Consider the following 20,286-nt stretch of genomic DNA (forward strand, 5'->3'; position numbering starts at 1 on the left):
TAATGCACAGGGGAGAGCAGCCCGCGTTGCCACCCATTCCCAAACCCGCCTGCTGGCGCAGGGCCTCCATGCGCGTTGCAGTATTGCTCTCCTGTACGCTTTCACGGCTGGGCCTCCCCGACTTCGGTTTCCTTTTTGTGAGCGAAGGCCTCGCGTGAGAGGGCTTGCAAAAGCCCCATGGCCAGCCCGGCCATGATCATCGAATTGCCACCCATGCTCACCATGGGCAGCGGGGAACCGCCAATCGGAATGGTGCCGATGACGGCTGCGATGTTGAGGGCAGCTTGCAAAACCAGGTACAGGGTCAAGCCCAGCGCCAGCACGCTCCTGGAACCTTCCAGGTTTGCGGCTATCTGGAGCCCTCGAGCCAGTATCAGCCACAGGGCCAGCAAGACCATGAAACCCGCCAGCCAGCCCCCCGACCAGATGATGGAGGCCAGCACGAAGTCGTTGTGGGACTCGGGCAGGTTGGGCATCCGGGCCCCCACCCCCTGCCCGAAAGGCCCCGCATTCACGATGATCTTGTGCGCCTGGGTGATCTGGTACAAGGGCCCCCGGATGACTTCCGGGCTCAGTTCGCTTACCCGCCCGCTGACATAGATGCTCCAACCCTCGAAGCGATCCCGTACTTTCTCAAAGCGCTCCAGATACAAGCCCGAGACCGAGAGGGCCAGAAGCCAGGCACTGAAGCCAATGGCCAGGAGGCGCCGCCAGGGAACCCCGATTACCACCAGCAAAAAGCCCGATAAAAGCAGCACGAAAAGGCCCGTATCCAGGTCGGGCGAGGCGATGATCAGGCCCGATACCAGGCTGATGGCAACGATGGGGCCGATGATGGGGTAATCGGTGGGCTTGTTGTGGAAGAAAGCTGCCAGGTACAGCACCACTGCCAGCTTGGCCAGCTCGGAGGCTTGCAGGTTAAAGGAGGTGAAGGGCAGATCAATAAACCTGCGTTCACTACCCGGCCCGAACCCCACCAACAGGTTCGCAACCAAAAGCAGAAGCGAGAGCAGGAAAAAGGGTCGCGCTGCCCAGATGGCCCATTGAGGGCGTAAGCGTGAGACCAGCAACATCAGGGCCAGCGAGATGGCGATGTTGCGCAGGTTTTCCAGGCTGTGCTGCTCTGGCGCGGCCCGCATCCAGTCGGAGGTGGCCACCCCCAGGGCCGAAAAGGCAAAAAGCATGAGCTGGGCCAGCAGCAGAATGCTATCCACGAATACCTCCCATGTTGAACACAACTTCCCGGAATACTTTAGAGCGTTCTTTGTAGTCCTTGAACTGATCGAACGAGGTAGCCAGCGGAGCCAACAGCACACTGCCCGAGGTAAGCCGTTGGACGGACTCGATGACCGCCTGTTCCAGCGCCTTTCGTCCATTGGGTTCGGAGATTTGCACCACCTCTACCAGGTTCTTGAAGGGTGCGGCCAGCCGGCTGCCGTCGCGGCCAATGGCCAGAATCAGCCTGACCTTGCGCGCCACCACCTCGCGCAACTCCTCCACCGGGGCCCCCTTGTCCACCCCTCCCAGGATCCAGGCCACCGGAGGGGGCGCGGCCTCCAGGGCTGTGCGTACCGAGTCGAGGCGGGTGGCGATGGAATCGTCTATGAACTGTAGTTGGCCAATACGGGCGAAGATTTCGTAGCGGGCTTCGGGGCGGGGGGCCGAGGCGCGGAAGGGTTCTAGGGCGGCGGAGGTGGCCTCGAGCGCAAGAACCCGCTCAGGCTGTTCGCGCCCTACGATGTGGGCATAGGCCAAAGCGGCTTGCAGGGCTGCGTTCAGATTGGTTTCGCGCGGGTCGCTATGGGGCTCGAAGGGGTAGCGCTGAGCCGGATTTCCTTCAATGGCGGCCAGGATTTTAGGATCTCTGGCATTGTAGACCAGGGCGTCCTGGGCGGTGAGGTTTCGGATCAAGTTGAGCTTGGCGGCGTGGTAGGCCTCCAGGCTGCCGTGGCGGTCGAGGTGGTCTACCCCCAGGAGCAGCAGCACCGCCACCCTGGGCCTGAAGTGCCGGGTGCGCTCGAGCTGGAAACTGCTCATCTCCACCGCCACCACCTCGGCCTCGTCCACCACGCTGGCCAGTGGTGGGTCAATGTTGCCGCCCTCCAGGGCTTTGAAGCCCAGGGCCCGCAAAAAGTGCCCGGTGAACAGGGTGCAACTGGTTTTACCTGCCGTACCTGTGATGCCGATAAGCGGGGTTTTGGAGTGGCGGTAGACCAGTTCGGCTTCCCCGATTACCTCCGCACCGCCCGCCCGCAGGGCTTGCAGGCGATCGTGCTGGATGGGCACGCCCGGGGCTGCTATCACTTCATCGTAGGTTCCGGGTGTGGGGTCGGGCTCTTGTTCAAACCCCAGCGCCTGGGCCTGCCCCGCTTCATCGGGCTTGAGCTGGTCGTCGTAGAAGCGGGCCGATAGCCCGTGCCGATGCAGGTAGCCCAGTACCCCCAGGCCACTGCGCCCGAGCCCATACACCAGCCGCCTCATACCGGGCCTCCCCACAGGTGTACCGCAAGTGCTGTGCACAGTGCCGTGACCACCACAAAGCGAAACACCACCTTGCTTTCGGGCCAGCCCGACAGCTCGAAGTGGTGGTGCAGGGGGCTCATCTTGAAGAAGCGCTTGCCGGTGCGGCGGAAATAGGCCACCTGGATGAAAACCGAAAGCACTTCCAGCACCGGGATCAGGGCCACCAGGGGCAGCCACCAGAGCTTGCCTTCCAGAATGAACAACCCGGCGACCAGGGCCCCCAGGGCCATGCTGCCGGTGTCGCCCATGAAGACCGTGGCCTTGGGGGCGTTGTGCCACAAGAAGCCCAGCAAGGCGCCTACCACAGCCTGCGCAGTGGGGAGCCCCACAAAGGGCAGCAAAATCACCGCCGAAACGCTGGCCAAAAGCCCATCTACCCCGTCGGTAAAGTTGAAAGCGTTGCAGGCGGCAATGATCACCAGGGTGAAGAGCAGAACGTCCAGCGCAGGATACGGCGTGTACTGCACCTGTCGGGCTGCCCAGATGGCAAACACCAGGCTCATCAGTACCTGCACTACCAGCTTCTCGCGGGCTCTGAGGGGCCTTCGCAGTGAGCCGGCCAGGTCGTCGGCCAGGCCCAGGAGGGCCATGCCCAACACCAAAAGCCAGAGCCCAGCCCACTTATCGCCCCCCGAGAGCCCGTACACCAGGGCGGCAGCCAGCAAAAAAGCCACCCCGCCCATGCTGGGGGTGCCCATCTTGGCCAGATGGCTCTGGGGGCCATCGGCCCGTACCTGCTTGCCGAGGCGGAGCGACTGCATGAGGGTAATCCAGAGTCCCACCAGGAACCAGCTCAAGAGTGCAGCGGCGGCCAGGGTGTTCATGGCACCTCCCATGGCACGAAAACGGTGGCGGGGGTGACGAGATTTTGACGAGATGGTGCCCAGGCTTTGGGAGCAGAGCTGCTGGCTATATCCAGGTTCAGTCGCAGGGTAACCAAGCGGCCCGCCTCCAGGGTATAGAGGAAGGCCCCATCGGTCTCGAGGCCCCTGTACGCTCCGGCGCGGAAGCCCAGGCGCAGCCCCTCCAAACTCAGGCGGTGCAGGCCCTCGGGGGTGAGCACATAAAGGTCTTCCAGCACCACCGCTGCCCGCACGCTCCCCGGCAGGGGTACCCGGGTGCGGTCGGGCAGGCGCAGGGCCTCGCGCCCAAAGGCGTAGACATAGCGCTCACCGGCGGCCAGGAAGTCGAAGCGCCCCTCGGCCAGCCTCCGGCGCTCGAGGCTAATCCCCTCGTCATCCAGCCAGTAGACCCCCTCCCTGGTGTTGAGCGCGTCTTTGGCTTTGTAGGGGAGGGTGCCGAGCCCTGGTACGTAGAGCCTGTCCGCCAGGCCTACCAGGGGCAGAGGTTTTGCTCGTACAAAGGTGGGCACCCCCGGCAGGGGCAGGCTCTCCTGGATGAAGCCGTTCTGGTAGATGAGCAACTGAAAGGGGTAGGCGGCCAGCAGGGTATTGCCGCTGCGAGCGACCAGCGGGGTGGGGTTGGGCAGGGCCAATTGCAGCCCGACCGCCCGCACCAGCCGGCCCTCCACCACACCCCCTTCAATCAGGAAGGGTTCTGTGGCGGCGGTCGGGGGGGTTTGTGGCTGGGGTGCACACGCCGCTAAGCCTAAGGAGAATGCCACCAGCCCTGCTCTCATGCTTCCTCCCTGGGCCACAGCTCGAGCAAGCGCTCGAGGCCCACACTGCGCGAGGCCTTCAGGTATACCAGGTCGCCCGGCACAGCCGAGCGGGCCAGAAGCTCGGCGGCCTCCTCCACGGTCTCTACGGCGCTGCCCCCCGCTTCGGCCGCCTGCTGCTGGGCAAATGGCCCGACAAAAATCAGGTTGGGGCTGATGGCAGCCGCCAGCCGGGCAGCCTCGAGGTGGTGCTTCAAGGCCTCCTCGCCGAGCTCGGCCATGCGGCCCAGCACCAGCCACTTGCGCCCCGGTTGGGTTTGCAGGAACTGCATCCCGGCCCGGAAGGATAAGGGATTCGAGTTGTAGGCATCGTGGATAAAGTCCACCCCCCCCAGCTGCAAGCGCTGCATCCGGCCTGGGGGGAGCCGGAGGGCGGCCAGCCGCTCGATGGTGTCGGCAAGGGGTTTGTCCAGCATCCGGGTTGCGGCCAGGGCGGCCAGCGCGCCCATCACCGGCCCGACCCCCGGATAGGGGAGACCGACCGGGTGCCCTTCAAAATGGAAGCGGCTAGCGTTGAGGCCGAGCTCGAGGTTTTCGGCCCGAAAATCCCCAGCCCCTATGCCGTAGGTCTTCAGGTTTGGCAGCCGCACCACCTCGGCGGCCTGGATGCTGGACAGCCTCAGGGCGCTCACCTGCAAGAGCCAGCTCTCCTCACGGATCACATTCTCCAGGTTCCCCAGCCCCTCCAGGTGTTCCTCACCCAGGCTGGTGAGCACGGCAAAGTCGGGCCGGGCCAGGTAGGTGAGCTCGGCCATCTCCAGCAGCCGGTCAATGCCCAGCTCCACCACAGCACCCTCGCCCTCCTCCAGGTGCAAAAAGAAGCGAGCGAGGCCGGGGGCGTTGTTCAGGTTGCCCTCGGGGGCTGGCCAGCCCAGGCCCTGGGCCAGGCACTCCTTGGTGGTGGTTTTGCCCGAACTACCCCCCACCGCCAGCACCGTTCCCCCGAACCGGTCGCGCAGGGCCCGCCCTATCGCCAGCAAAGCCCGCTCGGGCTTCTCGACCTGCACCGCGCCAGGGTGCGCGAGGTCGGTGACCACGAAGGCCGCTCCGGCCTCCAGGGCTTGCAAGCCAAACTCCCGCCCGTGGGTTTTCGCGCCAGGCAGGGCAAAAAAGGCTACCCCTGGTGCTACTTTCCTCGAGTCCCAGTGCAAGTCGTGAGCTACAGCAGCGCCTTCGTGCGCTTTTCCACCCGTCAGGCTGGCTACCCACTCAGGTTGGAGTTCTCGCGGCCCTTTTTTCTGCACCATAGCCTCACATGAGTATTGTCCTCAAGTTGCACAACACACTCATCGGTTGACCAGTTTACCCTTGCCGGATGAGTTGTCCAACTGGGGCGGAATTCCCCAGAGCGCAAAGAGCCGGGCTGCAATGTCCCGGTAGATGGGGGCTGCGACCTGGGAGCCGTAGATGCGCCCCCCCTTGGGGTGAAAAAGGTTCACTACCACCGTCACGCGGGGAGTATTGGATGGGATGAAGCCAGCGAACAGCGCCGCATAAACACTGTTGCTGTAGCGGCCATTCACCACCACCTGGGCCGTGCCGGTTTTGCCCCCCAGCACATAGCCAGGGAGTCTGGCATTTTCGGCAATGCCGTCGGTAAGAGCTTTGCGGATCTCACGGGCTACCTGAGGGCGGAATACCACGCTGCTTTGAGAAGTATTGCCTTCGAACAGAATCGGCTGGCGAAAGACCCCATCGTTTGCCAGGATGTTGTAGGCCGCTGCTAAATGCAAGGGGGTGATCAGGAAACCCTGGCCGAAGGTGGCGTTGGCGTACTCGGCAGGCCCCCAGCGGTGCACCGGGCGGACATGGGGGGCCGCAACCTGTACAGCAATCCGGGGCTGGTAGGACAGGGGCGGCAGAAGCGTGGCATCCGTGAAGTGCATCTTCTTGAAGTAGTTAAACAGCGTCTCACGCGGAATTCGCTCGGCCAGGGTGGTGATGCCCACATTGGAGGAGAATTTGAGCACTTCGCTCAGGGTGAGGGTCTCGGGGTGCTTGACCACATCGTTGATGGTCCAGCCTGCGATACGACGGCTCATGGGGGCATAGACCTTGGTGTCCAGCCGGGCCATGTTTTCCTCCAGCAGCACCGCAGCCGTGAGGGGTTTGATGGTAGAACCGGGTTCCAGTGCGTATGCAAAGGCGTGGTTGCGCCAAGAAATGTCTTGCTGGAGGTTGAGTCGAGGGGCGCTGGGGTCGAAGGCCGGGCCGTTGGCAACTGCCAGAAGCCGCCCGGTTTTGCTTTCCATCGCCACCACCGAACCCCAGTCGGCCTGGGCGGCCTTCAGCCCCTTCCACAGAGCTTGCTCAGCGATGGACTGCACCAGCGGGTCCAGGGTCAGGCGCAGGCTCTGGCCCTGGGCGAGCAGCTTTTCCAGGTCGAGCTCGAGGCCTGCAAGCCCCTTGCCGGTGCTGCGCTCCCCAAAGCCGATTAGCTGGGTGGCTGAAAGACCCAGGGGATACAAGCGCGCATCCTCCCTGGTGCTAAAGGCCAGCGGGGTGCCGTCGGCCGCTTCCAGGCTTCCGCGTAAAGGAGGGGCGTCTGCTCGAGCCGATACGGGCCGCAAGGGGAGGCTGGGGGCATTGTGCCACAGCACATAAAAACCGTACCCCAGCCCCAGCAGAAAGGCGGCAAAAGCCAGCAACACCACCCAGCCCCGGCTCAGGGAGGCTTGTTCACTCGTTCCTAAACGGTTCAAGGGGCGCTCCTTTCTGTCTGCACAGGGCTGGCCCAGCGGGCCAGGCTCATGGGGATGTAACCATTGGCCTCGGCCCATTCCCGCAGTGCCAATGGGGAAACCTGCTGATAGCGCTGCAAGAGGAGTAGGGTCTCTTTTTGTCTGCGGTCGGCCTCGATGGCCTGGAGCGCCATCAGATTGGCACTCAGTTGCTGGTTGTAGTGCCCCAGGGCGGTCAGGCCTGCCAGTAACAGTAAATACACCAGGCCCCATCGCAATACCGTTTTCATGCTATGCCTCCATCTATGCGCTCTGCTACCCGCAGCTTGGCGCTGCGGGCTCTGGGGTTTGCGCGCTGTTCGCTTTCCGAAGGGGTGATGGGCTTCTTGGTAAGGGGTTTCAGGACGGAAGAGTCGCGCAAGAAATGCTTAACCAGACGATCCTCGAGCGAATGAAAGCTGATGATGACCAGCCTGCCCCCGGGCTTCAGTACTTCTTCGGCGCCTCGAAGCAAGGCCTCCAGCGCACCTAACTCGTCGTTGACGTAGATGCGAAGTGCCTGGAAGGTCTTGCGGGCGGGGTGCCCGGCCTCTCGGTACCCGGTGGCCCGGCGGATTACCTCGGCCAGCTGGGTGGTGGTGACGATGGGACGGTTTTCCACAATAAAGCGGGCGATGCGCCTTGAACGCGGCTCTTCGCCGTAGCGGTAGAGAATTTCGGCGATTTCTTCTTCAGGGTAGCTATTGACCACCTCGGCTGCCGTGAGCGCACCTGTGCCCATCCGCATGTCCAAGGGGCCTTCCTGCTGGTAGCTGAAGCCCCGCCGGGCGTCGTCGAAGTGAAAGCTAGACACCCCCAGATCGGCCAGGATGCCGTCTACCTGCCTCAGGCCCCGCCTCTGCAGCTCGGGCACCAGCTCGCGGAAGTTGGCTTCAACCAGAGTCAGGTTTGCCAGGCCCAGCTCCTCGGCTCGGGCGATGGCCTCGGGGTCCTGGTCAAAGGCAATTACCCGCCCGCCCCGTTCCAGGATGCCCTGGGTATGGCCTGCCCCACCCAGGGTGGCGTCCACATACACCCCGCCAGGCCGAACCGCCAGCCAGTCCAGGGCTTCGCGGTAGAGCACCGAGGTATGGTTCACACCCCTCCTTTGTCGCACGGGTGACTGGGCGCTTGAAAACAGGACAGGAGTCGCATACATGGCTCATCCAATCAGGCCCCGCAGGGCCTCGGGGGTGGTGGGGTTCTCCACAAACTTGGTGATGTTGGCCCACCAGCGGCTCTCGCTCCACAACTCCAACCGGGTAGGCGCGCCGACCACCACCGCATCGTTGGTGTCCTCGAGGCCGGCAAACTTACGAAGGGGCGGGGGGATGGTTACCCTCGAGGCGTTGTCCATCTGGGTCTTGTGGGCGCCAGAGTACAAGAAGCGCACCAGCTCCTGGGCTGCCCGGTCAATCAGGGGCACGTTTTGCAACTGGCGTTCTATGTTGCTCCAGGCCAGCAGGGGGTACATGTAAAGGCAGCCCTCGAGGCCCCGGGTAATCACCACACCATCCTCGATAAACGAGCGGAAGGGCTGAGGGATTACAACCCTGCCTTTGTCATCGAGGCTATACTGGTGTTCACCGAAGGGCATCTCGTGTTCTCCTGCACAGACTTGTTTTTTGGGCCCGTCTCCCCACGAGCGTTTCCCACCGGAGGTGCTGTTCTGAACAGTAATGTACCACGCATTCCCCACTTTTTACCACTGTCTCCCACCTTGGTCCCACTTTTCCCCACTCTAAGAAAGCTAAATGGGCAGAATCCCCACCAGATGGTGTATTGCTACGAGATACACTTCAAAGAAGGGTTGCGGAACCGAAACAACCGGAAGCGTGCGGAAACGTGCGATAGGGACGCGAAAAAAAGCGAGTACCGGGTGGAAGAAAGTGGGTGTTGTTACGCGCCACGCTAAATGTCACCAGTGGAAGAGCCGGAATGAAGCGGAATGAGGCGGAAAAATGCCGTATGGGACTGCAAAAAAGTGAGATCGAGGTGGAAGCGCCTGAAAACTGGGGCGCGCCACGCTAAATGTCACTAACGCCCATTTTGCGCCACGCTAAATGTCAAAACGAAACGCGCTATTTTTCACTATGTGGGCATTATGAAAACAATGAGTACAATAAATTTAGCAAAAAACAGAAATGAGAGTCACTAATACAAAAATAAAAAATCCAACGAAGCAGCCCAACACACTAGAATAATGCGATAAACATGGTAAAAATAAATAAAATAGCATTGCGTGTACTAAGTATATAATGTAGCGCTAGCCACTCCGCCATTTTGTACTAAGTCAAGAAAATTTCTCATAAAGCCACTCCGCCAAAATAGACTAAGTCAAATAAAACCAAATGGCGGAGTGGAAAAAACAACGTCCAGCAGCCTAAAAAGTTATAACCTTATTACTTAAAACGCCACTCCGCCATGACGGAGTGGGTGAAACATACAAAAATAAGCTAAAAAACCTGTGTACAACAGATAAAAATCGTGAAACATAATTTTCCACTCCGCCAAAAGTGAACAATGCTACATTGGCGGAGTGGGTGAAACATCAAAAAGTTGCTGTTTTTGCGATAACAAAAGCACCCCGGCGTGAAACATATTGCGTAAAAGTAACCAAAGCCACAGTGAAATAACTGCACTCATAAATAGGCCAAAACTATCATGAGATTCTAATACGATAAAGGGCAATTATGAGAGAAAAAGATTAAGATTTGACCCCCACCCGGGTCAGGGTGGGGGTTTGAGGTAGCGCTTCTCGAGCCACAGCGCCCGGCGCACCTGGCTGCGCAGCTCGTCTATGTCCTGGCTGGCTGGCTGGTGCAACCAGTATTCGACCAGGGCGGCGTACTGCTCGAGGGGACTCGGGGCCTCATCTACGATCAGCCCCTGATCGGAAAACCCAGCTTCTCCATGACGGCCTCGACCACCTCGGTGGCATAGCCCGGCTTGTCGGAAAGCAGGGCCTCCCACTCGGCCCGCTGCGCGGGCTCGATGATGGCCAGGGTGAAAAACGCGGTGGCCTGGGTGGGGCTTTTGCGGGTGCGGGCCACCAGGGCGTCGATCTGGGCGGTGGTGGGTTTCTGGAAGGCAAACTTCCTGCCCTCCGGGGTCTCAAAAACGTGATAGGCGTTGGATTTGTCGGCCATTTATCTCACTCCACCAGGGCGTCCTGGTCGTTGGACTTCAGGCTCAGGTACTGGAAGCTCAGGGTAACGGTCAGTTCGTCGCCGTCTTCTTCGATGTTGTCGAAGCTGCGCTCGGTAAAGATGCAGTCCTGCAGTACGTCGGTCTTGGGGTTCCCATCCCCCTTGTCGTAGCTGACCACGATCTCGAAGGGGTCGATGTTGTACAGGCCCTTCTGCTGGATTTCGGAATCCTCCAGCATGCGGTCGTACTCCTCCCGCAGCAGCACGACCTGCCCGTCCTTGCCGCTGTAGCGCTTCAGGCGGTATCCGCGCGGGCGCAGCCCCTTGCCGTACACCTTTTCGGCCCCTCGCTCGTCGCCGTAACTGATGGACTTCACATCCACCAGGGTGCGGCCCTTCAGGTTGAGGGTGATGTGTTCCCAGTCGTAGTATCTGCCGTTAATCATGGATCACCTCCTAGGCCGCCAGAAAGGGGTTCTCGAAGCCGATGTCCAGGGTGATCTCCCGCAGATAGCCCAGCGGGACGATGCGCACCTGCACCCGCAGGGACGAGCTGGCCAGGATGTCCTGGCCGGGGGGAATGATGACCCGGCCCCGCACGATCTCGCCCTTGCTCTGCATGATGCGCAAGGGGGTATTGGCGCGGGCCACCAGGGTAGCCAGGGAGGCATTGAGATCGAGCGGATCCACCCCCTGCTGCACGAAATCGAGCAGGGCCTGGCGCACCTGGGTGGTGGCCTTGTTCATCACCCGCCGGTTGGGCACGATCTTGTAGTCGCTGGTGGGGGCGGCGGCCATTCGGTCGTCCACCACGAACCAGCCGTCCCGGCCAATCAACTTATAGATGGTGGTGAAGCCAGCATTGTCCAGGGCCAGGGCGTGGGCGTTGTTGAAGCTGGTGGCCTTGCCGTACTGGCCCGTGGTGAAGGGCGCGGGCACCACCAGGCCCGCCAGGGGGCCCTGCTGCACCCAGGAGGTTTTGATGTGCACGGGGTTGCGGCTGCTGCGGGCAGCGATCCGCGAGGCCAGACTCTGCACCTCGAGGCGACCGCTCAGGGTATCCACCACCTCGCCCCAGGCGGCTACGATCTGCACATGCTTGGAGGCGAAGCTGGCCTTTTCCACCAGCCGGGCGTTGACCCAGGCATCTGCATCGCTGCCCGGAGGAACGGTTTCGGCCACGAAGTAGATGTAACGGAATTGGTTTTCCGCCTCCAGGGCCAGCGCATCCAGGGCCGCCCACATGGCGGCGTCGCTGGGCTGGGCCAGCTGGATGTACTCGTAGAGCAGGGCCGAGCCGAGCGCGGCCCGGATGGCGGTCTGGGCCGCCGATACGCTACACCTGGGCGCTGTCACCGCAAACTTGTAAACATCGCCCAGCACGTAGTTGCCCGCCGCGAAGTTGAGGGTCAGGCCGGTGCCGGGGATGACGTAGGTGGCCGCGGTGGCGATCTCCAGGCTGAGGCTGTCGCCCCCGTCCAGGCTGTACACGAACGCCGATGTGCCCAGTGCCCCGGCGCGGGTGATCCGCACCTGCAAATCGTAGGCATCCAGCGGGCTGCCCGTGACGGTGACCGCAGGGCTGGCGGGGTTGCCCACGTCGGGGGTCACGGTGCCAGCCACATCCGCGCTGGCCCGCACCGCGTAGACCTGGCCCCCGCCATAGGCGAGCTGGTCGGCCACCGCCCGCGCCAACGGGCCCGTGCCCAGGGTGGAGGGCACCGCGCCCAGGTCGGAAAGGCCAATCACCTGGTTGAGGGGCCCTGCGCTGGAAACCCCCACCACCACCCGAGCCCCATCCCCGGACGGGGCCACTGCGCCCAGGCCGCCATCCTGAATAATCGGATAAACACCCGGCAGGCTCATCTACTTCCTCCATCGGTGGGGCCTTTCAAAAAGCGCTCCACCGCCTTCAAAAACACCTCTTCTTTGACCCGAAACCCGATGGGCCAGCGCTCGCGCACCCGCACACCGGCCAGGGCCCAGGCCTCCACGCCGTGCTGAGCTGCCAGCTCCTCCACCGTGGGCAGCTCCAGCGGTTCTTTATCCTTCTCACTCGCCACTTGCGCCTCCTTCAATTTCGCGCTCGATCTCGACCGTGATCGGGGTCCAGGCGTTGTCGCGGTAGATGCCGATTTCGACCGGGATCTCGAGCCAGATACCGTTCTGGGCAATGAGCACCCCCTCCTCGTCCTGGTAGCTGAAGCGGATGCGCTCCGCCGGAACCTTGAAGCGCACCCCCGCGCTGTCCACCAGGGTGTGATCGAACAGCCAGGTCAGAAAGCCCTGGAGAATCTGGTTTAGCTCCGGCTCGTTGCGGGCGTACAGCTCACAGCGCATATTGGCCCCGCCCAGCCACAGCCAGCGGCGGGAGCGCACAGGGGTCTGCTCTACCGACAGCCGTTTGCCGGCCCGGTTTAGCTCGCCCTGCAGCGGGTAGAGCCAGGCCGACAGGTCTGTGGGATACGCCTCCCCCCGATTTCGCTGTTCCTGACGGATATACCGCTCCGGCAGCCCGGTGGAGACCAGGCCGCGGGTCAGGTGCTGGCGAACCAGGCTAACCACCCAGGGCCTCCTTCAGGATGCGCTCGATCTCGGCCTCATCTGCTTTCGAGATGCCCAGGTAGGGGCGGGCCGGAATGCGCACCCCGCGCCCGCGGCCCGCCAGACCGCCGAACTGGTGGATGGCGGCGTAGACCAGGTTGGTGCCGACGGCCACTTTGCTGCCGTCCCGCCTGGCAGAGATGGAGTTGCGCAGGCGGCCCGATTGAATCAGGATTTTTCGCTTCTCCATTCGCTCCATTGCCTGCTTTCGCAGCCCACCAGACTTCTTGAAATCTTTTTTGCGCGGGGCCACGGTGGCCGCAGCCAGGGGCTCCCAGGGCCGCCCATCGGGGCCCTTCTGCTCGTTGAAGCGCTGGATGGTGGAGGAGACCAGGGCCTCCCCCACGCTGGCCGCCGCGCGATCCAGCCGGGTAGCGGCCAGTTTGCGCAGCGCGCGGTTGAGCCGGGTTACATCCCCCACGATCCGCACGCCCATCAGAAGTCCTCCAGTTTCTCGCGGGAAAATACCCGCCTGGCCGCGCGTATGCGGGGCAGTACCCCCTGGGGCACCGCAGGCCCGTCGGAGCCGCTGTTGCCGCTGAAGGTCAGGCTGGTTTTGCCCAGGGCCAGGTCGCGCAGCCAGCGCAGGGCGTCCTCGTAGTTCTGGCGGATGGTCTCGTCGGCGGTGCCAGGACGGATGCCCCGGCGGGAAAAGAGCTTGTACTTGACCACGTCCATCGCTTTATCGCGCAGCACATCCGGGATTTCCGGCAGGGGCAGGGTGTAGCGCTGGGCCACGTAGGAGTTGACCTCGGCCACCGCCTTGCGGATGTCCTCCTGGATGCGGGCCTCTGCGGCGGGGGTGATGGCCTTCTCATTCTCGTCGTCCACGAGATAGATCAGCACATCCTCCGCCAGGTTGGCCCGTACATCCGCGATGGTGAACATGGTCTAACCTCTTAATTAAGCGCCGGTGCTGCCGTAGGCCAGCTGCCAGAAGGCGTACCCGGCGTTTTTGCGGTCGTCAAAGCCGTAGACGTACTCCTTGCGCTTGAAGACGTTTTCGTCGGTGGGGCGATCCAGCGCGGTGAATCGCGGCTCCTGCCGCACCTGCAGGATCAGGGGCTTGACCGCCCGGCTGGTCTCGAGCAGGAACCAGTAGGCCGAGGCGGTGCCCGACAGCTCGGGCACCACCAGCAACCTCGCCTTCTGGTAGTTGGGGTTTTCCCCGCCCCCTGAGAGGGTACGCAGCGCCACGATACTCTCGGCGGTGGCCCGCAGGTCGGGCCCCACCACCAGCAGCGGGGCCCGCTCGCCGGTGCCCATGAACAGGCGCATGGGCCGCCCGGCGGCGTTGGGAATCTTCTGCATCTGGGCCAGGGCGGCCTCGAAGTTGGCCGCGGTCAGGGGCACGTTGCCCCGGTTGCTGACGGTCTGCTTGCCCACCTTGTGGTCGGTGGCGAAGAAGGTCTTGCCGTCGTAGCAGGTCTGGGTGAAGCCGGCCTTGAGCACATCGAATACCAGCTGATCGCGGTGATAGGCCACCTCCTCGCCCAGCATGCGGAACATGGGGGTGTACACACCCAGGTTGTCGTCCTCGATGTCGTTTTGTTTGACCGCTACGGTCAGCTCGAAGTCTCGGTTCTTGATGGTGTAGCTGGACTCGCTCAGGTTTTTGACGTCCCGTTCGTCCAGCCATTCCTTCATTCCTGGAACGTCCGCCAGCCAGCCATAGGTGTTGGCGCTGGTGTTGCTGGGCGCCTGCATGGCGATCTGGTTCCATTGCAGATCGACCTGGGCGAGGGCCTCATAGGCCAGCGCGCGGAAGCTGCGACGCAGGCTGGCAAGGTTGGCATCAGTGATGATCACGCACTACCTCCATTAGCGGGTATCCACCCAGACCCCATCGGGTTCAATATCCACAACGCGGCCTGCCCGGGATTTGGTGTTGCTACCGTTGGTGCGGCAAACAGTCTGGTCGTCGGTGATGAAGCAATCGGCCCAGAGGTCGGCCTGGGTGATGGCGTCGGCAGAGTCGTTATCGAACTTAAACACGCCGCGACGCACCAGCACGCTGACCGCGCCGTTGGCCCCGCCCGTGTTGTCCGCGGTTTCCTCTGCGCGGCCTACTACCCGCAGGTTTAGGGCGGTGCGGCCAGGGGCGGCGTAGCCCGCATCCACCACGACCAGGGTGCCCTGGAAAATCTTGGTGTTAGCCTTTACTGGGATCAGAAATAAATCCCCTTCACGCATGAAGGTGTCGCGCGGGGTGGTAGCAGCAGGCATTACTCATCACCTCCGTATTTAAGTAGAGCTTCCTTAGAAACGCCCACCAGCTGCGCAACGGCCAGATCGTTGTCGCTCAGCGCGGCGCGCTCCTGCTTCTGGGCAGGCTGCAACTGCGGTAGCTGGGTGGGCACGCGGGGGGGCAGGGCTTCCAGGGCCATGCGGGTGGCCTCGAAGTCGCTGGCGGCCAGGCGCAGGAATAACTCACGCTGGTCGGGCAGGATGCGCCCGTCCTCCAGCGCGGCCTCCACCAGGGCCTGGATGCGCTGCTGCTCGCGTTGACGGGCCTCCTGCTCCAACTGTTGGCGCAGGCGGCTGACCTCGTCGAGCACCTGCTCGTTGGCGGCCAACCGGATGACCCGGGCCCGCAGCTCGGGGGTCACGGTGGCGTCGCTGAGGCCGAGCGATTGCACCAGTAGATCGCCCAGCTGGGCTCGGGCTTGCAGAGCCTCCAGCGCGGCGCGCACCTGCTCCTCCCCGGCATCCGGGGGGAGTCCTACCATCTGTCTTAACCAGTCCATTTTTTCCTCCATACCGATCCGGCGTTGCCACTGCGTGCCGGGGCGGTTTGTTAGTGCATGCGAGTGGTAGCCGACGACGTGCCCGTCCTCGGTGTGGAGCAGCACCGGGGAGATGAAGGCGAAGGCCCCCTTCATCACATCCGCCGCCCCTTCCGGGGTCCACTCAACCAGGCCATACACATAACCCTCTTCGACCACCACATCCTGAATAAAGCCAGCGGCTGGGGCTTTGTCCCGCTTGCCAGCCTCCACATCCAGCGTGGCGTGGTGCCAGTCGAGCACCCAGGGCCGGCCATTCTGGCGCAGCTGCTCCCGCACTGCCGCCAGACTGGCCTCATCGAACACAAACCGGCGGCCATTGCCGAAAAACTCACCGAATGGATGCAGTGGAATCCGATTAGGGACGCCACCGTCCTGCAAGGATATCTGCGAAGTGACGCCGGAAGAGGTCAGGGTGTGCAAACTGAACCTCCCAGGGGAGCCGCTCGAACAACTCCAAAGGCAAACCCGTTTTCAACCGCCAATAGCTGCGGTTTTCTAATCGTGCGGTCTGTGGCGAAAGCGGCCATGCGTCAGGATGCGGCTGGGGTGCTGGTCTGAGTGCCAGAGCTTTTACGAAAGGTGCCATCGGCGTTGAACCGACTCACCACCCAGTCAATAAGGAATCCCAGGAGGGCATCGGGAATAAAGCCGGGCCAGTACCCCAGAATGCCCGTCACTACTTCCTTTACCCGAGCTATTGCAGCTTCCTTTTTCTGCGCCCCTGGCTGGCCGTCCATGATGTCTTCCACGACCAGCACCACCAGGCCCAGCGCGGCGTAGACGAGCTTGGCGACAGCCAGGATTGATGCGAATTTCAGCACACACTTCCTCCTTTGGGCCAAACAAAACCCCCGGAGCTTCCTCCGGGGAATGTCTGGCTAGGTTACCTCTAATATAGCATGTAGCGGTGGGCCGCGCAGCTATTCCTCCACGCCATTCAGCGCCCCCTGCACCCAGACTACGCGCCCGATAACCTCGTCCACGTCCTCAGCAGGAATAACCGGCGGGGCGGAGTTGGTGTAAAGGGGATTGAGCGACATTAGCCGCCTGCCAAACTTATCCTCCTTCAGAGCCTTGCACACAAAACTCCCATCCACAAGGCGGGCTACCACCACCTGGCCGCTGCAACCCTTATCGGCCATATTTACCACGATGATGTCGCCATCGCAGATGGGGCGCTTGCCTCCGCACATCGAGTCGCCCCTGACCTCATATGCCGCAAGCGGGCGCCCTTTGGCCACAGCGGCGGGAACGTAGACGCTCTTTAACGTGGGCTCGAACTGGCCGGGGCCTGCCCCGACGACGCCCACAACTGGGGCTTTCTTCATGTTTGGGGCAACCTGCGCCTGAGGTTTAGGTAAATCCAGCTCGGGGTATAACCGACTTAACAGCTCATCAACCGGACGATTGAGTGCAATGGAAAGCTTGATGATGGTATCTAAGCTGGGCTTGACCCACTCGCCTTGAGACGTTTGTCTACCCAAGACCAATGAGTACACCGTCGTTCGGCCAATCCCAAAGTGATCGGCAAACTGCTCGAGCTTTGTCCAACCTTTTTCCGCCATGACTTTGCGGATATCTTCGTTGAATGGACCTCTAAGGTCGTGCCGCTTGGTTCGTGCCATGTTGACTTACACCCGTGAGCGAGTTTATGATACTCACCAATGGGAGTAAAGAGCAAAAAACCAACCATCAGCAGTAAGCTGCGAGAGGCACTGATTGAGTCTGGGATTAATCAGGCTGAGCTGAGCCGTAGAACCGCGTTGACCACAGGGTATATTGCGATGCTGATCAATGGTAAGCGTGGCCAAAAGGTTTCGGCAGAAACCTTAATCCGGTTGGCTAAGGCTCTGGATAAGCCAATCAGTTATTTTTTGACCTCGGAAACTCACACAGGGGAGTGAGTATAGCTATGTCGCGTTTTGTTTCTATCCCCGAAGCCGCGAGAGTCCTTAGTAAGGGCATTCGCACCATCGAACGATATCTGGAGCATCCAGATGTCGAATCCACCCTGGTTGAGGTTCCCCTCGAGCGCGGCGGCTACACCCGCAAGCGCCTGGTCAACCTGGATTCCCTGCGGCGCGTATTCGAGCAGAACAGTCCCCCTATCCTGCAGTCGCCCCTGGAAGAGCCGCCTGCCCCATCAGATACCGCACCAACTTCCCAGCCGGAGATCACCCCTGAGCGCATGCAGCAGGCCCACCGGCTGATGAGCTGGCTGTTGCCCTTCTACGCCGAATACCGTGCGGCCAACCCCGGCGAGAAGAACCTTCTTCTGGAGCAGGCGGCCCAGCAACACGGCTACTCCAAACGCCAGGTGATCCGCCTGGTGCAGCGCCTCCAGGATTCCCAGCTGTCCGAACAGGCGCTGTCCCGGCGTATGCGGCGGGACGCCGGGGTGGTTCGGCTGCCACGGGAACTCTACGAGCTGGTGGTGGGCCTGTGGATGACCTACCCCCGCTACAGCGCCCCCCGCATCCGGCGCATCATCGAACTCAACGACCCAAACCTGCTGCGCTACCGCCCCTTCCCCAACAGCCGGGACTGGAGCGTCCTGTCCGCAACCACAATCCGGCGCATCCGCAAACAGATGGAGTCTGACCCCGTACTGCGGGTCACGCTGATGGACGATCGCGCCCGCAAGGAACACCTGCGGGTCTGGAGCGGGGAAATCCTCACCGAGCGGGCCAACCAGCTCTGGATGGTGGATATGACCCGCTGCGATGCGTTTGTGTACGACCCCTACACCAACCACGTGCTGCGGCTGCGAATCCACGCGGCCATCGACGTGTTCAGCGGCGCAGTGCCGGCCTTCGTATTCTCGCGCGACGAGGACCAGGCCGCCACCGACCGGATGCTCATGCTGGCCCTGCTGGAAAAGCCTGAGCCCTGGCGGGCCCACTGGCCCATCTGGGGCCGCCCGGAGCGCATCTACTGGGACAACGGCAAGGTTTATCGATCGGAGAAATCCGAGCGCATCCTGGCCGACCTGGGCATCGAGTCCACCCACTCGCGGCCCTACGTCTCGCACAGCCGCGGCAACATCGAGCGCTTCTTCGGTCTCTTCCACCAACAGTTCGAGGCGGGTCTGCCGGGCTACGCCGGCTCGGATGTGCACGAGCGGGATCACCAGCGCCTGGCCCGGCTGTTGCACAACACCCGCCGCTGGATGGCCGAGGGCGGCCCCGACCCCTACCCCGAGCGCCTCCTGACCGAGGAGGAGTTCAAGCACCGGGCCCTGTTGTGGCTGACCCAGGACTACCACAAATCACTCCTGGGCAGTCAAACCCGCGAGGAACTGTTCGTGCAAACCGCAGCCAACAGCAGCCGGGTGCGCTACGACTTCGGCGACCTGATGCTGCTGTTTTCCCGCCAGGAGACCCGGCGGGTGCGCGGCAACGGCACCATCACCCTGCGCGGGCGGGCCTGGGGTCTGCCTGACGGCAGCCTGATCCGCTACCAGGGCATGGACGTGGTGGTGCTCATCAACGAAATCCTCCCGGCGGCCCAGTACACCGCGGCCCTGCCCCGGCGGGACGGCAGCCTGCAGATCCTGGGCGCACTCGAATCCCAGAACTGGAGCGCCCTGGGCGAGGAAGCCCGCGAGATGCGGCGCAAGCTGCGGCAGCAGATTCGGGATATCCACGCGGCTGCCGACGAGATTCGGGCCCAGTTCATGAACCCTATGGTGCGGCTCGACCAGGCCCTCTCCCGCCGGGCCCCCGACCTACCCCAACCCGAAACCTTGCAAATCTCTGGCCCCCAGGCCCGTTTAGACCCGGCGCCAGGCGACCGCGAGGTGGAGCAGGCCCTGGCAGAGTTCCTGGCCGCAGGCTTCACCCTGGACGACGAATTAGACCTGTCGTCCCACCACAACATGGGCTCCAACGGGGAGTAGACCCCCGCTGAAGCAGAAAGGAGCTATATGGCTCAACAACCACCATACATCAACCCCGAGGACGTAGACAAGATCGTAGAGGACTGGCTGGCCAGCGAGTACGGGGACGTGCTCGATGACGAGACCGATTTCGTGCAGACCCGCGCCACCCGCATCATCGCGGCCCGGCTGCGCGACGCGGTGGAGGACGAGTTTCCCTTCGCCCTGGTCACCGGCCCGGCAGGCTGCTCCAAGACCGTCACCACCCGGCACTTCCTGCGCTATGTGCGGGAGCAGTGGCCGTGGCTCAACACGGCCTGGATTCACGCCCAGCCCAACTATGAGCCCAACGCCCTGCTGGAGGCCCTGGCCCTCAACCTCTACATCACCCGCACCCGCCGCTTCCGCGACCTGCTGCACACGGTGCACACCCAGCTCAGCGCCAAGCGCATGGTGGCGGTGGTGGACGAGGCCCAGCGCATGCCGCGGGAGTCGTTTGAGGTGCTCAAATATCTGGCCGACGAAACATCCAGCACCTTCATCTTGATCTGCACCGAGGACTTCGCCCCCCAGATCCGCCGCTGGCGGGACATCGAGAGCCGGATCGGGGTGGTGGCCGAGGCGGAGCCGGTGAGCCCCGAGGAGCTAATCGAGATGCCCATGCTGGCCGGGCTGCCCAAGGCCAGCCGCCAGAAAATCTACGAACTCACGGGCGGGGTGATGCGGGACGTGCTGCGGCTCGTGAAGCAGATCGACCGCACCATCGCCCGCAACGCCGATAAAGGACTGAGCCGCGCCACCTTCACGGTCAAAGCAGTGGTGGCGGTCTCGCAAAAGCTCAACCTGGCGGGAGGTAGCCAATGAAACAAAAGCTGGCATTGCTACTGGTGGACATCGCTACGGGTGCGCTGATGGTGCTGATCATCCACGCCATCGCATGGTACGG

General features: G+C 62.5%; 24 protein-coding genes. 3 read left to right on the top strand and 21 right to left on the bottom strand.

Translation table 11 applies throughout. The annotated features are described in order from the left end of the window. Positions 1 to 101 precede the first annotated feature (101 nt). The 21 genes from Mhypo_RS06550 to Mhypo_RS06650 form a co-directional block, all read right to left on the bottom strand. Positions 102 to 1,214, bottom strand: a complete 1,113-nt coding sequence (locus Mhypo_RS06550; RefSeq protein ID WP_119340503.1) for an FtsW/RodA/SpoVE family cell cycle protein — start codon at positions 1,212 to 1,214, stop codon at positions 102 to 104. Further along, positions 1,207 to 2,481 (bottom strand): Mur ligase family protein, encoded by a 1,275-nt coding sequence (locus Mhypo_RS06555; RefSeq protein ID WP_119340504.1) that lies wholly within the window; start codon positions 2,479 to 2,481, stop codon positions 1,207 to 1,209. Before Mhypo_RS06555 ends, Mhypo_RS06550 begins: the two co-directional genes overlap by 8 nt. Next, the gene (locus Mhypo_RS06560; RefSeq protein ID WP_119340505.1) at positions 2,478 to 3,347 is read right to left on the bottom strand and encodes a phospho-N-acetylmuramoyl-pentapeptide-transferase; all 870 of its coding nucleotides are present in this window, start codon (positions 3,345 to 3,347) and stop codon (positions 2,478 to 2,480) included. The genes Mhypo_RS06555 and Mhypo_RS06560 overlap by 4 nt, the downstream gene beginning before the upstream one ends. Then, positions 3,344 to 4,162 (bottom strand): hypothetical protein, encoded by an 819-nt coding sequence (locus tag Mhypo_RS06565; RefSeq protein ID WP_240637150.1) that lies wholly within the window; start codon positions 4,160 to 4,162, stop codon positions 3,344 to 3,346. Before Mhypo_RS06565 ends, Mhypo_RS06560 begins: the two co-directional genes overlap by 4 nt. Continuing rightward, positions 4,159 to 5,448 (bottom strand): UDP-N-acetylmuramoyl-tripeptide--D-alanyl-D-alanine ligase, encoded by a 1,290-nt coding sequence (locus Mhypo_RS06570; RefSeq protein WP_119340506.1) that lies wholly within the window; start codon positions 5,446 to 5,448, stop codon positions 4,159 to 4,161. Before Mhypo_RS06570 ends, Mhypo_RS06565 begins: the two co-directional genes overlap by 4 nt. 39 nt (positions 5,449 to 5,487) lie before the next feature. After that, entirely contained in the window at positions 5,488 to 6,903 is a 1,416-nt protein-coding gene (locus tag Mhypo_RS06575) for a peptidoglycan D,D-transpeptidase FtsI family protein (RefSeq protein ID WP_119340507.1), read from the bottom strand. Next, positions 6,900 to 7,172 carry a hypothetical protein gene (locus tag Mhypo_RS06580; protein WP_119340508.1) on the bottom strand — a complete coding sequence of 91 codons (273 nt, stop codon included), beginning with the start codon at positions 7,170 to 7,172 and terminating at the stop codon, positions 6,900 to 6,902. The genes Mhypo_RS06575 and Mhypo_RS06580 overlap by 4 nt, the downstream gene beginning before the upstream one ends. After that, positions 7,169 to 8,080: a 16S rRNA (cytosine(1402)-N(4))-methyltransferase RsmH gene (rsmH, locus tag Mhypo_RS06585; protein ID WP_170148232.1), complete on the bottom strand. Its 912-nt coding sequence runs from the start codon at positions 8,078 to 8,080 to the stop codon at positions 7,169 to 7,171. The genes Mhypo_RS06580 and rsmH overlap by 4 nt, the downstream gene beginning before the upstream one ends. Before the next feature lie 3 nt (positions 8,081 to 8,083). Beyond that, on the bottom strand, positions 8,084 to 8,518 hold the full coding sequence (mraZ, locus tag Mhypo_RS06590) for a division/cell wall cluster transcriptional repressor MraZ (RefSeq protein ID WP_119340510.1): 435 nt from the start codon (positions 8,516 to 8,518) through the stop codon (positions 8,084 to 8,086). A 1,285-nt stretch (positions 8,519 to 9,803) separates the two neighbouring features. Then, positions 9,804 to 10,070, bottom strand: coding sequence for a DUF6848 family protein (locus tag Mhypo_RS06595; protein WP_027877655.1), 267 nt, complete (start codon positions 10,068 to 10,070; stop codon positions 9,804 to 9,806). 5 nt (positions 10,071 to 10,075) lie between these two features. Next, positions 10,076 to 10,516: a hypothetical protein gene (locus Mhypo_RS06600; protein ID WP_027877654.1), complete on the bottom strand. Its 441-nt coding sequence runs from the start codon at positions 10,514 to 10,516 to the stop codon at positions 10,076 to 10,078. A gap of 10 nt (positions 10,517 to 10,526) precedes the next feature. Then, entirely contained in the window at positions 10,527 to 11,936 is a 1,410-nt protein-coding gene (locus Mhypo_RS06605; RefSeq protein WP_119340511.1) for a DUF2586 family protein, read from the bottom strand. Next, entirely contained in the window at positions 11,933 to 12,133 is a 201-nt protein-coding gene (locus tag Mhypo_RS06610; protein ID WP_043982033.1) for a hypothetical protein, read from the bottom strand. The genes Mhypo_RS06605 and Mhypo_RS06610 overlap by 4 nt, the downstream gene beginning before the upstream one ends. After that, positions 12,123 to 12,635, bottom strand: a complete 513-nt coding sequence (locus tag Mhypo_RS06615; RefSeq protein ID WP_043982031.1) for a hypothetical protein — start codon at positions 12,633 to 12,635, stop codon at positions 12,123 to 12,125. The genes Mhypo_RS06610 and Mhypo_RS06615 overlap by 11 nt, the downstream gene beginning before the upstream one ends. Beyond that, positions 12,628 to 13,110, bottom strand: a complete 483-nt coding sequence (locus Mhypo_RS06620) for a phage virion morphogenesis protein (RefSeq protein WP_119340512.1) — start codon at positions 13,108 to 13,110, stop codon at positions 12,628 to 12,630. The genes Mhypo_RS06615 and Mhypo_RS06620 overlap by 8 nt, the downstream gene beginning before the upstream one ends. Then, positions 13,110 to 13,562 (bottom strand): gp436 family protein, encoded by a 453-nt coding sequence (locus Mhypo_RS06625; protein WP_051529382.1) that lies wholly within the window; start codon positions 13,560 to 13,562, stop codon positions 13,110 to 13,112. Before Mhypo_RS06625 ends, Mhypo_RS06620 begins: the two co-directional genes overlap by 1 nt. A gap of 15 nt (positions 13,563 to 13,577) precedes the next feature. Beyond that, entirely contained in the window at positions 13,578 to 14,483 is a 906-nt protein-coding gene (locus Mhypo_RS06630) for a Mu-like prophage major head subunit gpT family protein (protein ID WP_119340513.1), read from the bottom strand. Between the two features lie 12 nt (positions 14,484 to 14,495). Next, positions 14,496 to 14,900 carry a hypothetical protein gene (locus Mhypo_RS06635; RefSeq protein ID WP_119340514.1) on the bottom strand — a complete coding sequence of 135 codons (405 nt, stop codon included), beginning with the start codon at positions 14,898 to 14,900 and terminating at the stop codon, positions 14,496 to 14,498. Next, positions 14,900 to 15,883 (bottom strand): phage protease, encoded by a 984-nt coding sequence (locus Mhypo_RS06640; RefSeq protein WP_119340515.1) that lies wholly within the window; start codon positions 15,881 to 15,883, stop codon positions 14,900 to 14,902. Before Mhypo_RS06640 ends, Mhypo_RS06635 begins: the two co-directional genes overlap by 1 nt. A 110-nt stretch (positions 15,884 to 15,993) precedes the next feature. Beyond that, positions 15,994 to 16,284 (bottom strand): hypothetical protein, encoded by a 291-nt coding sequence (locus tag Mhypo_RS06645; RefSeq protein ID WP_119340516.1) that lies wholly within the window; start codon positions 16,282 to 16,284, stop codon positions 15,994 to 15,996. Positions 16,285 to 16,383: 99 nt separating this feature from the next. Beyond that, positions 16,384 to 17,088, bottom strand: a complete 705-nt coding sequence (locus tag Mhypo_RS06650) for a helix-turn-helix domain-containing protein (RefSeq protein ID WP_119340517.1) — start codon at positions 17,086 to 17,088, stop codon at positions 16,384 to 16,386. A 39-nt stretch (positions 17,089 to 17,127) separates the two neighbouring features. Here Mhypo_RS06650 and Mhypo_RS18885 point away from each other — a divergent pair, with 39 nt between their 5' ends. Genes Mhypo_RS18885 through Mhypo_RS06665 form a run of 3 tightly spaced genes read left to right on the top strand, consistent with a single transcriptional unit; the run spans position 17,128 to position 20,204 of the window. Then, positions 17,128 to 17,367, top strand: coding sequence for a helix-turn-helix domain-containing protein (locus Mhypo_RS18885; protein ID WP_119340518.1), 240 nt, complete (start codon positions 17,128 to 17,130; stop codon positions 17,365 to 17,367). Between the two features lie 8 nt (positions 17,368 to 17,375). Continuing rightward, positions 17,376 to 19,361 carry a DDE-type integrase/transposase/recombinase gene (locus tag Mhypo_RS06660; protein ID WP_119340519.1) on the top strand — a complete coding sequence of 662 codons (1,986 nt, stop codon included), beginning with the start codon at positions 17,376 to 17,378 and terminating at the stop codon, positions 19,359 to 19,361. Between the two features lie 27 nt (positions 19,362 to 19,388). Further along, a complete protein-coding gene (locus Mhypo_RS06665) occupies positions 19,389 to 20,204 on the top strand; it encodes an AAA family ATPase (RefSeq protein ID WP_119340520.1) in 816 nt (271 codons plus the stop codon). The last annotated feature ends 82 nt before the right edge of the window (positions 20,205 to 20,286 follow it).

This window comes from Meiothermus hypogaeus (genome assembly GCF_003574035.1).
GTDB lineage: Bacteria > Deinococcota > Deinococci > Deinococcales > Thermaceae > Meiothermus > Meiothermus hypogaeus.

What these genes read in the sequence shown, in the direction of transcription:
- Mhypo_RS06650 (WP_119340517.1), bottom strand. Translation starts at nt 17,088, where the DNA reads ATGGCACGAACCAAGCGGCACGACCTTAGAGGTCCATTCAACGAAGAT.
- Mhypo_RS06635 (WP_119340514.1), bottom strand. Translation starts at nt 14,900, where the DNA reads ATGCCTGCTGCTACCACCCCGCGCGACACCTTCATGCGTGAAGGGGAT.
- Mhypo_RS06595 (WP_027877655.1), bottom strand. Translation starts at nt 10,070, where the DNA reads ATGGCCGACAAATCCAACGCCTATCACGTTTTTGAGACCCCGGAGGGC.
- Mhypo_RS06660 (WP_119340519.1), top strand. Translation starts at nt 17,376, where the DNA reads ATGTCGCGTTTTGTTTCTATCCCCGAAGCCGCGAGAGTCCTTAGTAAG.
- Mhypo_RS06665 (WP_119340520.1), top strand. Translation starts at nt 19,389, where the DNA reads ATGGCTCAACAACCACCATACATCAACCCCGAGGACGTAGACAAGATC.
- Mhypo_RS18885 (WP_119340518.1), top strand. Translation starts at nt 17,128, where the DNA reads ATGGGAGTAAAGAGCAAAAAACCAACCATCAGCAGTAAGCTGCGAGAG.
- Mhypo_RS06580 (WP_119340508.1), bottom strand. Translation starts at nt 7,172, where the DNA reads ATGAAAACGGTATTGCGATGGGGCCTGGTGTATTTACTGTTACTGGCA.
- Mhypo_RS06625 (WP_051529382.1), bottom strand. Translation starts at nt 13,562, where the DNA reads ATGTTCACCATCGCGGATGTACGGGCCAACCTGGCGGAGGATGTGCTG.
- Mhypo_RS06565 (WP_240637150.1), bottom strand. Translation starts at nt 4,162, where the DNA reads ATGAGAGCAGGGCTGGTGGCATTCTCCTTAGGCTTAGCGGCGTGTGCA.
- mraZ (WP_119340510.1), bottom strand. Translation starts at nt 8,518, where the DNA reads ATGCCCTTCGGTGAACACCAGTATAGCCTCGATGACAAAGGCAGGGTT.
- Mhypo_RS06605 (WP_119340511.1), bottom strand. Translation starts at nt 11,936, where the DNA reads ATGAGCCTGCCGGGTGTTTATCCGATTATTCAGGATGGCGGCCTGGGC.
- Mhypo_RS06560 (WP_119340505.1), bottom strand. Translation starts at nt 3,347, where the DNA reads ATGAACACCCTGGCCGCCGCTGCACTCTTGAGCTGGTTCCTGGTGGGA.
- Mhypo_RS06600 (WP_027877654.1), bottom strand. Translation starts at nt 10,516, where the DNA reads ATGATTAACGGCAGATACTACGACTGGGAACACATCACCCTCAACCTG.
- Mhypo_RS06555 (WP_119340504.1), bottom strand. Translation starts at nt 2,481, where the DNA reads ATGAGGCGGCTGGTGTATGGGCTCGGGCGCAGTGGCCTGGGGGTACTG.
- rsmH (WP_170148232.1), bottom strand. Translation starts at nt 8,080, where the DNA reads ATGTATGCGACTCCTGTCCTGTTTTCAAGCGCCCAGTCACCCGTGCGA.
- Mhypo_RS06620 (WP_119340512.1), bottom strand. Translation starts at nt 13,110, where the DNA reads ATGGGCGTGCGGATCGTGGGGGATGTAACCCGGCTCAACCGCGCGCTG.
- Mhypo_RS06570 (WP_119340506.1), bottom strand. Translation starts at nt 5,448, where the DNA reads ATGGTGCAGAAAAAAGGGCCGCGAGAACTCCAACCTGAGTGGGTAGCC.